This window comes from Sphingorhabdus sp. (assembly GCF_044374345.1).
Classification (GTDB): domain Bacteria; phylum Pseudomonadota; class Alphaproteobacteria; order Sphingomonadales; family Sphingomonadaceae; genus Sphingorhabdus_B.
In genome coordinates this window covers 1-10,200 of sequence record NZ_JBILOS010000072.1, presented here as the reverse complement: position 1 = coordinate 10,200, position 10,200 = coordinate 1, and the positions used below count along the sequence as shown (strand labels likewise).

At 57.3% G+C, this 10,200-nt stretch carries 11 protein-coding genes; 9 read left to right on the top strand and 2 right to left on the bottom strand.

Translation table 11 applies throughout. The features are described from left to right. The first annotated feature begins 22 nt into the window (after window positions 1–22). The 3 genes from ispH to rnhA are packed head-to-tail and all read left to right on the top strand — an operon-like array spanning window position 23 to window position 2,413. Window positions 23–988 (top strand): 4-hydroxy-3-methylbut-2-enyl diphosphate reductase, encoded by a 966-nt coding sequence (gene ispH / locus ACIQ5B_RS08145; protein ID WP_397598575.1) that lies wholly within the window; start codon window positions 23–25, stop codon window positions 986–988. A gap of 1 nt (window position 989) precedes the next feature. Further along, window positions 990–1,964: a homoserine kinase gene (gene thrB, locus ACIQ5B_RS08140; RefSeq protein WP_397598574.1), complete on the top strand. Its 975-nt coding sequence runs from the start codon at window positions 990–992 to the stop codon at window positions 1,962–1,964. After that, a complete protein-coding gene (gene rnhA / locus ACIQ5B_RS08135) occupies window positions 1,961–2,413 on the top strand; it encodes a ribonuclease HI (RefSeq protein ID WP_397598573.1) in 453 nt (150 codons plus the stop codon). Before thrB ends, rnhA begins: the two co-directional genes overlap by 4 nt. A 1-nt stretch (window position 2,414) precedes the next feature. Here rnhA and ACIQ5B_RS08130 read toward each other — a convergent pair whose 3' ends face one another. Together ACIQ5B_RS08130 and ACIQ5B_RS08125 are read right to left on the bottom strand one after the other, a co-directional pair. Then, window positions 2,415–3,521, bottom strand: a complete 1,107-nt coding sequence (locus ACIQ5B_RS08130) for an NAD(P)/FAD-dependent oxidoreductase (protein ID WP_397598572.1) — start codon at window positions 3,519–3,521, stop codon at window positions 2,415–2,417. Beyond that, complete coding sequence (locus ACIQ5B_RS08125) at window positions 3,518–4,498, bottom strand: alpha/beta fold hydrolase (RefSeq protein WP_397598571.1); 981 nt, start codon at window positions 4,496–4,498, stop codon at window positions 3,518–3,520. The genes ACIQ5B_RS08130 and ACIQ5B_RS08125 overlap by 4 nt, the downstream gene beginning before the upstream one ends. Window positions 4,499–4,514: 16 nt before the next feature. Between ACIQ5B_RS08125 and ACIQ5B_RS08120 the strand changes: the two genes are divergently transcribed. The 6 genes from ACIQ5B_RS08120 to ACIQ5B_RS08095 all read left to right on the top strand — a co-directional run. Then, on the top strand, window positions 4,515–4,988 hold the full coding sequence (locus ACIQ5B_RS08120; RefSeq protein ID WP_397598570.1) for a prepilin peptidase: 474 nt from the start codon (window positions 4,515–4,517) through the stop codon (window positions 4,986–4,988). A 44-nt stretch (window positions 4,989–5,032) separates the two neighbouring features. Then, window positions 5,033–6,052, top strand: coding sequence for a Flp pilus assembly protein CpaB (gene cpaB, locus ACIQ5B_RS08115; protein ID WP_397598569.1), 1,020 nt, complete (start codon window positions 5,033–5,035; stop codon window positions 6,050–6,052). 7 nt (window positions 6,053–6,059) lie between these two features. Then, window positions 6,060–7,691: a type II and III secretion system protein family protein gene (locus tag ACIQ5B_RS08110; protein WP_397598568.1), complete on the top strand. Its 1,632-nt coding sequence runs from the start codon at window positions 6,060–6,062 to the stop codon at window positions 7,689–7,691. Between the two features lie 23 nt (window positions 7,692–7,714). After that, window positions 7,715–8,305, top strand: coding sequence for a CpaD family pilus assembly protein (locus tag ACIQ5B_RS08105; protein WP_397598567.1), 591 nt, complete (start codon window positions 7,715–7,717; stop codon window positions 8,303–8,305). Then, window positions 8,305–9,567: a pilus assembly protein CpaE gene (locus tag ACIQ5B_RS08100; protein WP_397598576.1), complete on the top strand. Its 1,263-nt coding sequence runs from the start codon at window positions 8,305–8,307 to the stop codon at window positions 9,565–9,567. The genes ACIQ5B_RS08105 and ACIQ5B_RS08100 overlap by 1 nt, the downstream gene beginning before the upstream one ends. 46 nt (window positions 9,568–9,613) lie before the next feature. Next, window positions 9,614–10,200, top strand: a 587-nt coding sequence (locus ACIQ5B_RS08095; protein WP_397598566.1) for a type II secretion system F family protein, incomplete at its 3' end; no start/stop codon positions are given.

Genomic DNA, 10,200 nt, shown 5'->3' with positions numbered 1-10,200 from the left:
GTTTAACTAAAGGACATTGCCGATGACTGAACAAACGATCTCCAAGAAACCCCTCACGCTGCTTCTGGCGGCACCACGCGGTTTTTGCGCTGGCGTCGACCGCGCCATCAAGATTGTCGAGCTCGCGCTCGAACAACATGGCGCGCCGGTATATGTGCGCCATGAAATTGTGCACAACCGCTTTGTCGTCGACAGTTTGAAGGCCAAAGGCGCGATATTTGTCGAGGAACTGGACGAAGTGCCCGATGGCGCGCATGTCGTATTTTCGGCGCATGGTGTTCCTAAATCGGTCCCCGCAAATGCGCAGCAACGCGGCCTTGCCTATTTCGATGCCACCTGCCCTTTGGTGTCAAAGGTACATAAGCAGGCCGAACGGCAGGTTGAAGCCGGCCGTCACATCATTTTCGTTGGCCATGCAGGCCATCCCGAAGTCATTGGCACATTCGGCCAAGTCCCCGCAGGCGCGATGACATTGGTGGAAACCGCGGAGGACGCCCGCAATATTCAGCCTGCGGATGCCGACAATCTCGCTTTCCTGACGCAGACAACTTTGTCGGTCGACGATACCTTCGAAATCACATCCATTCTTGAATCACGCTTCCCCAACATTGTCGGTCCAAAGGGTGAGGATATTTGTTACGCGACATCAAACCGGCAAGAGGCAGTAAAAGCGATTGCCGATAAATGTGACCTCGTCCTCGTCATCGGCGCGCCCAACAGTTCGAACTCGCTGCGCTTGGTCGAAGTGGCCGCGCGCTCGGGTGCAAAAGCGCATCTTGTGCAGCGCGCCGACGATATCAGCATGAACTGGTTTGACGGTGTGGACACGCTTGGCCTGACCGCAGGCGCATCTGCCCCTGAAATATTGGTCCGCGAAATCATCGATGCGCTTGCCGCGCATTTTGACATCGATGAACAGCAGGTCACAACCGCCGAAGAGAGCATCACCTTTAAATTGCCACGCGAACTGGCCGGCGCGGCGGCCTGACTTGGCCGTTTATACGCAATTGGGGCCTGAACAGGTCGGCGCCTTTCTGGCGCTTTATGATGCCGGTGAACTGGTGTCGCTCAAGGGCATTGCCGAGGGCGTTGAAAACAGCAATTTCTTTGTCGAAACAACGCAAAGCCGGTTCATCCTGACCATTTATGAAAACCGCGTGGATCCCAAGGATTTGCCGTTTTTCTATGCGCTGCTGAAACATTTGCACGAAGCGGGGTGCAAGGTGCCGCGGTTCATGTCCGACCGTAACGGCAATTGGTTGCAGACCATCGCTGGAAAGCCTGCCTGCCTCATTGAATTTCTCAATGGCGTGTCGGTCACCGAACCATCGGCGGCACAGGCGCACTCCACCGGCGCGGCGCTTGGGCAAATGCATAAGGCGCTGGCGGACTTCACGCTGTCGCGGCCGAACAGCCTTGGCATCTCTGCATTCCGGCCACTTGCCATGCGCTGCACCGCGCAAGGTCTCGACGCCATTTCCGAAGGCCTAGCTGCACGGATATTTGCGGAATGCGATTATTTGGAGGCGCATTGGCCGACCAATCTTCCCGTGGCGGCGATCCATGCGGACCTGTTTCCGGACAATGTCCTGATGCTGGGTGACAATGTCACTGGCCTGATTGATTTCTATTTCGCCTGCTCCGAAATCCGCGCTTATGACCTTGCGGTCACGCACAGCGCATGGTGTTTTTCGGGCGATGGCAAAGTCTTTGACGCGGATGTGAGTGCGGCCATGTTGGCAGGCTACACCCAAGCCGTGCCGATGGATGCCGCAACGCGGGACGCCTTGCCGATATTGCTGCGCGGTGCCTGTTTGCGGTTCACATTAACGCGCTGTTACGACTGGATTAATACGCCAGCCGACGCGCTGGTCACGCGCAAAGATCCCTTGGCGTTCCTGCGGCGGCTGGAATATTACAGCGACCCCAAACAGATTGATGCCCTATTGGCCCAATTGCCATGAAACAGATTGAAATTTTCACCGATGGCGCGTGCAAGGGCAATCCCGGGCCGGGCGGCTGGGGTGCGATCATCCGTTATGGCAAGCATGAAAAAGAAATATCGGGCGGCGATCCGGACACCACCAACAACCGTATGGAAATGAGCGCGGTCATTCAGGCGCTGAACGCCCTTGTCGAACCGTGCAGCGTCAAACTGCACACCGACAGCAAATATGTCATCGATGGCATCACAAAATGGATCTTTGGCTGGCAACGCAATGGCTGGAAAAACGCGGCGAAACAGCCGGTGCGCAATGCCGACCTATGGCGTGAGATGGTCGAAGCGATGGCGCGGCATCAGGTGGAATGGATTTGGGTCAAAGGGCATAATGGCCACCCCGAAAATGAACGCGCAGACCGGCTCGCCAGCGATGCGGCCGATGCTGCAGGCAACAAGGTTGCGGTAAGCTAGTTTAAAAACGCCCTGGCGCATATAGCGCCGCATTAACGCGGTCGGGCGCTATTATGGCATCGTTCAGTAACGATCCCGCGAGCTGCGCTGCGGCGGGCGCGGTCTGAATGCCAAAGCCGCCCTGCCCTGCAAACCAAAAGAATGCATCATGCGCCCCATCGCGGCCAATGACGGGCAACCGGTCAGGCGCAAAGCTGCGCAATCCGGCCCATTTACGTTCAACCCTGCGGATGTCCCAGTCGACAACCTGCTGCAGCCGATCAATGGCAAGCGCGATATCATATTCTTCAGGTGCGGCGTCGCAAGCCGGCGTCGCGGTCTCATCATGCGGGCTCAACCACAAACGTCCGCCCGCATCGGGCTTGAAATAGAAACTGCCATCCAGGCCAATGACGAGCGGCAGGGCCGCAGGCACATCGGGTGCGACCGCCAATTGCGCAATGGTGCGCCGATAGGGCTGAATACCCAAGGGCGCAACGCCCGCCATCTGCGCCACATTATCGGCCCATGCCCCTGCGGCATTGACGATGATATCTGCGGTGCAATTCAGGCTGCCCGCTTGGATATGCCACATGCCGTCACGCCATACGGCACGTTCCAGCCGGCTGTTGCAATGTGGTTGAACGCCCTGCTTGCGCGCTTGGCGCAGATAGGCAGCGTGGAGCGCGGCGACATCAATATCCGCACAGGCCGCCTCCCATAGCCCCGTCGTCCATCCGCTGCGCAGACCGGGCACATGTCGTTCCAAATCCTTGCGGTCGCTGCGTTCAATATGCACACCGCTTGACGCGAACTCCGCCAGCATCGCATCCGCCAACGGTTGCTGCTCTGCCGTGCCGATATGCAGCCCGCCGCGCGGCGACATCAATGGACCGTCGTGAAAATCCTTGGGTGGGTTCGCAAGAAACGGGCCCGACGCCGTTGTCAGCGGTTGAACGTCTGGGCCACCATAGCATTCCACCCAGAACGCGGCGGACCGGCCCGTGGAATGATATCCGGGATGCGTCTCTGCCTCAATCAGGACAACCGACTGATATGCGGACAACTGCGCCGCAAGGCTTGCCCCGGCGATTCCCGCACCGATTATGGCAATGCTAAAATCGCTCATGGCCGGGGCGCGTGCTGGTCCAAAAAGGCGTCGATGCGTTTCAGGCACTGGTCGCGCACGCCATCTGCCTCACGCAGCAGTTCGTGCGCGGCCTCTTTGCCGAAAATCAGCGTTTCCGCATGTGGCAGCCTTTTGCTGTCTGCGATGACCCGCTTTGTGCTGACCAATTGATCCGCCGTTGTCGCGAGCAACAGAATTGGCGTTTGCACCGCCTCCAGCGCGCCGGGCCGTTCCAGCAAGCGGATGGACGCCATGGCGCGCTCCACCCAGTGCCAGCTTGGCGGCCCAAGCTTCACCTCTGGACGCAGCGCCCACCATGCAATCTCGTCTTCATAGCGGTCGTCGTCATGCGTCAGCATTTTGCCGCGCATGCTCATCGGCGATAATGGCTTTTCACTGACTTTCCATGCGGCTTGCTTGCCCTTGCCCAATGCCACAATCAATTTGGCAACGGCATGGTTGAGCGCAAGCGGCAGACCGGCCGTTTGAATGCCCAGCATCGGCGCGCTTAGCGCTACCGCGTCGGGATCAATCGCCTTTTCCACCAAAGCGCGCATCGCCAGTTGCCCGCCCATGCTGTGCGCGATCACAACATGCGGCGCTGGCGTGGTGCGTTTCCATGCGTCCCAAAATGTCCGCAAATCGGCAATCCACGTCGCGAAATCATCAATATGGCCGACCTGGGGATCATCCAGCAACCGGCCCGAAGCACCCTGCCCGCGCCAGTCGATGGCGGTAACATGCCATCCCGCATCGGCATAATAAGCCAATGTTTCCAGATATTTTTCATAATGATCGCCGCGACCGGGCAAGAATAATAAGGATCCACGCGGCGTGGTCGACGCCTGCCAATCAATCCGCCGGATCGGCCAACCATCGGCGGCGTGCCACATCGTCTCTGCGGCATTGGCCGGAATTGCGCGGCGGTTCATCGGTGTTTTCGGTGCGTGCATGGTTACTTTTTGGTAATCTTTCATGGTTAATGCTGTGCAGATGACCAGTGAAACTCTCGCTTACGCAACCCTTGGCGGCTTGGCAATTGCGCTGTTGATATCAATCTACACCGACATCAGATACCGCCTTATTTTCAACAAGATAACCATCGCGATCGCACTTGGCGCGCCATTATTCTGGCTGGCCAGCGACGGGTTTACCCTCACAGATATTGGCATTCACCTTTTGACGGCAGCGATTACGTTCATTGTCTTTGCGACCGCGTTCCATTTCGGCGCGATGGGTGGCGGCGATGTGAAGCTTTTTGCCGCTTTGGCCTTGTGGTTCCACTGGGTCGAGGTCATCCGCCTCATCTTATACGCATCGATCATCGGCGCGGTGGTCACCATCATTTTCCTCGCGATTCACAAATGGAAACGCGGCGAGGGCCGCGCGCGGATTCCCTATGGCGTGGCGATCGCGCTGTCCGGGCTTTGGATCATCGGTGAACGGATTTTTAACCATTTTACATGAAATAGCATGGTTCGATCAGGGGACCTTTCAGGGGACAATAGGTAATGGATAGGAAAAAAGTCATATTGCTGGTGGCTGCGCTTTTAATCGCGGCAGTGACCGCCCTTATGGCGCGCAGCATGTTCAACGGTGCATCTGCTCCCCAATCTACAGCGGCCGCCGCGCCGGCCCCCGTGCCAGCCGGACCCAAAGTCCTCGTCGCGACCAAGGCATTGCCCGTTGGCACGATCATCACCGCCGACAGCGTGCGCTATCAACCATGGCCGAAAGAACTGATCGAAGCCGCCTATTTCAAAGAAGGCGACGGTGGCGCATCCATTGACAGCCTTGTCGGCACCGTCGTCCGCAATGCCGTGACCGCTGGACAGCCACTGACCCAAGGTTCCCTTGTTAAGCCCGGTGATCGCGGTTTCCTCGCCGCTGCGCTTGGACCTGGCATGCGCGCCGTGACGGTGCCGGTGTCGGCATTGACCGGTGTTGCTGGCTTTGTCTTCCCCGGCGACCGTGTTGACCTTGTGCTCACACAAAATGTCGAAGCAAGCGCTGGCCCGCCGCTGAAGGTTTCCGAAACCATCGTCCGCAACCTGCGTGTGTTGGCGACCGACCAACGCGCAACCCCTTCCGTCGATGACAAGGGCAATACAGTCGTCTCTGAATATAAATTGGTGACGATTGAAGCGACGCCTCGCATCGCGGAGAAGATTACGGTCGCGCAATCAATCGGCACGATCAGCCTTTCCCTGCGTTCGCTGGCCGACAACGCCGCCGAACTGGAACAAGCGCTAGCCTCTGGCGATATCAACATCCCCGAAGGTGCAACCGTAGATCAGGAACGGGCGATCATGCGCCAGCTGGCACAGCGTCCATCCGCAACCAAAGGCAGCTATGCAACCGGCGGCGATGTCTCGCGCTTCCAACGCAGCAGCATGCCCGAACAAATGCCATTGGCGGTCGCAGCCGAACAGGCCCGCACGCAAAAGCAAGTCGAGAAAATTATGAAGGGTCCAGTGGTCCGTGTGTCGCGTGGCGGCAATGTGACCGAAATCGACATTAGCCGGAGATAACAACAATATGGCACGTTTCACCACATTTAAATCGGGCCTTGCCGCCGCGGTTATGACCGCAGCCATCGGCACGGGCACGTTGGTCGGCGCGTTGGTCGGGATGCCAACAGCAGCGTCGGCGCAATCGGCAAAAGATGGCAAGTTGCTCATCTTGTCCATCGGACGCGGGCAACAGGTCAATCTGGGGGCTAGTATTACCGATGTGGTGGTCGCAGACCCCAGCATCGCCGATGTCGAGGTAAAGACCGGACGCCAGATCTACATTCTGGGCAAGGGCCCCGGTGAAACCACGGTCTACGCGACCGACGCCGCTGGCCGCACCGTGTATCAGGCAACGGTCCGCGTCGGCAGCAATATGGACTCGATCTCGCAAATGCTGGCGCTAGCGATGCCCGATTCAAAGATTGTTGTTACCACAATGAACGGCGTCATCCTTTTGACAGGAACGGTCGATCAACCCGAAGACGCGGCGGAAGCCGAAGCTTTGGTAAAGGCATTCACCGGCGGAAATACACAAGTCGTAACCCGGCTGAAAAACGCAACACCGCTGCAGATCAATTTGCAGGTCCGCATTGCTGAAGTCAGCCGTTCGCTGATGAAGGAAATTTCGGGCAATCTCAAAACCCGCGATCATGGCGGGACCGGCATCCTTGGCGGCGCGTATCAAGGACGTGACATCGCGGACATCAGCTCGGTCATGAACGCCGATGACCTTCCGCTGGTTGATGCTTCGTCGGTATTTGGCCTGCCTACAGGCGCCATATCGCTGCCGTTCAATCCAGCGACCGGACAGTTTGTAACAAGCCCATATACACAGTATAAGTTTAAGGTTCCTGCGGGCACAAATGTGCTGACGGCGGCGGGGCGCTTATTTGGCATGGATGTGGCCGCTGCTTTCGATCTATCGGAAAAGGCGGGCCTGAGTTCAACCTTGGCCAACCCTAATCTGACAACGGTATCCGGCGAAACGGCCGAATTTTTGGCGGGCGGCGCTTTCCCGGTGGTGACATCGTCGAACAATGGCACCAACGTCGAATATAAAAATTACGGCGTCAACCTGACCTACACGCCAACGGTGTTGTCGGATGGCCGGATTTCGCTGCGGGTGCGTTCGGAAGTCTCGGATATTTCATCGACGGGTGCCGTACGTTTCGGCGGCCTTGAAGTGCCGGCGACGACGACACGAATGGCCGAAACGACAGTTGAGCTTGGTTCGGGTCAAAGCATGATGATCGCGGGATTGTTAAGCAACACAATGGGCAGCTCGGTCGACAAGATGCCCGGTGCGGGTGACCTTCCCGTGCTTGGCGCACTTTTCAAATCGAACGGTTGGCGGCGTAACGAAACCGAACTGATGATCGTTGTCACGCCCTATTTGGTAAAGCCCGTGTCCGATAGCGAGATTGCTTTGCCGACAGATGGAATGCATTCGCCAAATGACCTTGAACGCATTTTGCTGGGCAAGGTGACCAGCGACAAGGGCGACAAAACCCGCCCGATGCCAACGATTGCGCCAAGCGTGTCCAATGGCCCCGAACTGGGATCCGTGACCGACGCACCCGCGCCGTTGGCCAAGAAAGTCAAATCGCAAGCCTCCGCGACCGTCCCAAGCGGCCCCGGCTTCAGCTTCGACAATTGACCGTCCGTTCAAGGAGACAAGATATGCAAAAGGTAACATTCCTGATCGCTGCAAGCCTTGGCCTGGCCGGTTGCGGCACAATGCCAACCAACACATCCATGTATTCGGTGCACCAAGCCGTTGTGGAACGCACCAATTACACCATCGACCTTGCCTCCGACGGCGATGGCATTGCCGTTGCCGACCAGAAGCGATTGAACGAATGGCTTGAAACGCTGGATCTGCGTTATGGCGACCGCATTTCCATCGATAGCGGAGATGGCATGGGCAACGACAATGCCGCCCGTGATGTGCGCGCAGCCGCGGCAGAACGCGGTATCATGGTCACTGAGGGCGCACCGGTAACGCCGGGCGTAATCGTACCCGGCAATATTCGCGTTGTTGTCACCCGGTCCCAAGCATCGGTACCGTCCTGTCCCGACAATCGCACGACGTCGGGCCACAACTTCAATGCAGGTAACAACAGCAATTATGGCTGCGCCATAAATTCCAACCTTGCCGCCATGGTGGCAGACCCCGAAGATCTGGTGCGTGGACGCGATAGCAAGCGGATAGACAGCAACAGCGGCAACGCAGCGGTAAACGCTTACAAGAAAAAGGCCGGAGGCAAATGATGAACGCTCCATGGAAATCCGGTAACTCCGGAACGCGCGACCCGATTAACGCTTATGTCTGCGACGACCTCACGCTGGATGTCATTCGCGCTGTGTGTGAGGAAATGGGCTGGAACCAGGACAAAGTCTATAAAGGCGGCCTGCGCAACGCCATTCAATCACTATCTGTTTCCGCAAGCCCGCAAATATTGCTGGTCGATTTGTCGGAATCGGGTGATCCGATCAGCGACATCAACAGTCTGGCCGAAGTGTGCGAGCCCGGAACAATCGTCATTGCGGTTGGTCAGGTGAATGACGTTCGCCTCTACCGCGATTTGTTGATGTCCGGTCTGCAGGATTATCTGTTGAAGCCACTGAGCCCTGACGCGCTACGCGATTCATTCGCCAATGCACAAGCCGCGTTGACCGCACCGAAAGCCGATGAGGGCAATGTGGACCGGCCACATGTGTCGACCGCCGTCATCGGAACCCGCGGTGGCGCGGGCGCGTCCACCGTCGCGGCATCACTGGCATGGGCATTTTCGCAAGTACATGGCCATCAGACAGGCTTGCTCGACCTTGATGTGCACTTTGGCACAGCTGCGCTTGCGATGGATTTGGAACCCGGCCGCGGCTTGACCGACGCCATTGATAACCCAAGCCGCATCGACGGATTGTTTATCGAACGCGCCATGATCAAAGCCAATGAACGTCTGTCGATCTTGTCCGCAGAAGCGCCGATGAGCAGCCCGGTATTGACCGATGGATCGGCCTTTTTCCAACTGCAGGAAGAATTTCGCGCCGCGTTCGAAAACACCGTCATCGATATGCCACGCAGCATGCTGATTGCGTATCCGCATCTTATGAACGACGTGAATATTGCGGTTGTCACAACCGAACTGACGCTGGCTTCAGCACGCGACAGCATTCGGGTTTTGGCATGGCTGAAACAAAATGCGCCGCAATGCAAAGTGCTGGTCGTCGCCAACAATGTTCAACCAGCGGTCGTCGAAATCAGCCGCAAGGATTTTGAAAGCACAATCGAACGCAAGATCGACCTACTTTTGCCAGCGGACCCCAAGTCGGTGGCGCAAGCGGCGAAACTGGGCCAGCCAGTTGTTGAAGCCATTCGTGCAAGCAAGCTTTCCACTGGCATCATATCTTTGGCCGAAATCGTTGTTAGCAGCTTTGCAGACATGGCTGACGCGGCGCCTGCGGATGCCAAGATCCCACCGAAAAAGACTGTTTTTGCCAGTTTCAAATCGATGTTGAAAACGAAGTGAAGCGCGCATGGGACCAACCAGGACATAGGTAGCAGAGCGGATGACAATGCAGGCATTTATGATCGCGGCTGGAACAATCTTGTTCTTTGTTCTGGTGGCACTCGCCTTTGCAGGGCCCAATAGCGGCAAGGCGACGACACGCCGTCTTAGCGCTATCAAATTGCGTCATTCGGACAGTGCCGACGTGCGCGTGGAAAAGCAAATGCGCAAGGTGGTTGCTGCGCGCCGTCCGCTCATTTTCGCCGACGGCCAGCAGATCAATTATGCCGATAAGCTGCGCTTGCGCCTGGCGCAAACCGGTAAAAAATGGACGTTGCAGCAATATATGTACGCGTCGGGCGGACTTGCTTTTGTCATCATGGCTATTCTCTTGCTTAATGGCGCCCCTTTTCTTGTCGGTGTTTCTGGCGGGCTGCTGATCGGGGCTGCCTTGCCGCACATGGTCGTCAACTTCCTCATGGGGCGGCGTATCAAAAATTTCACCACGAACTTTCCCGACGCGATCGAGCTTTTGGTGCGTGGTTTGAAATCAGGCATGCCGGTGAGCGAAACGCTGAGTGTGATCGCAAAGGAAATTGCCGGCTCTGTTGGCGAAGAGTTCAAGTTGGTCGTCGAGAAAATCAAAATCGGCAA

What these genes read in the sequence shown, in the direction of transcription:
- ispH (WP_397598575.1), top strand. Translation starts at nt 23, where the DNA reads ATGACTGAACAAACGATCTCCAAGAAACCCCTCACGCTGCTTCTGGCG.
- rnhA (WP_397598573.1), top strand. Translation starts at nt 1,961, where the DNA reads ATGAAACAGATTGAAATTTTCACCGATGGCGCGTGCAAGGGCAATCCC.
- ACIQ5B_RS08130 (WP_397598572.1), bottom strand. Translation starts at nt 3,521, where the DNA reads ATGAGCGATTTTAGCATTGCCATAATCGGTGCGGGAATCGCCGGGGCA.
- ACIQ5B_RS08125 (WP_397598571.1), bottom strand. Translation starts at nt 4,498, where the DNA reads ATGAAAGATTACCAAAAAGTAACCATGCACGCACCGAAAACACCGATG.
- ACIQ5B_RS08120 (WP_397598570.1), top strand. Translation starts at nt 4,515, where the DNA reads ATGACCAGTGAAACTCTCGCTTACGCAACCCTTGGCGGCTTGGCAATT.
- cpaB (WP_397598569.1), top strand. Translation starts at nt 5,033, where the DNA reads ATGGATAGGAAAAAAGTCATATTGCTGGTGGCTGCGCTTTTAATCGCG.
- ACIQ5B_RS08110 (WP_397598568.1), top strand. Translation starts at nt 6,060, where the DNA reads ATGGCACGTTTCACCACATTTAAATCGGGCCTTGCCGCCGCGGTTATG.
- ACIQ5B_RS08105 (WP_397598567.1), top strand. Translation starts at nt 7,715, where the DNA reads ATGCAAAAGGTAACATTCCTGATCGCTGCAAGCCTTGGCCTGGCCGGT.
- ACIQ5B_RS08100 (WP_397598576.1), top strand. Translation starts at nt 8,305, where the DNA reads ATGAACGCTCCATGGAAATCCGGTAACTCCGGAACGCGCGACCCGATT.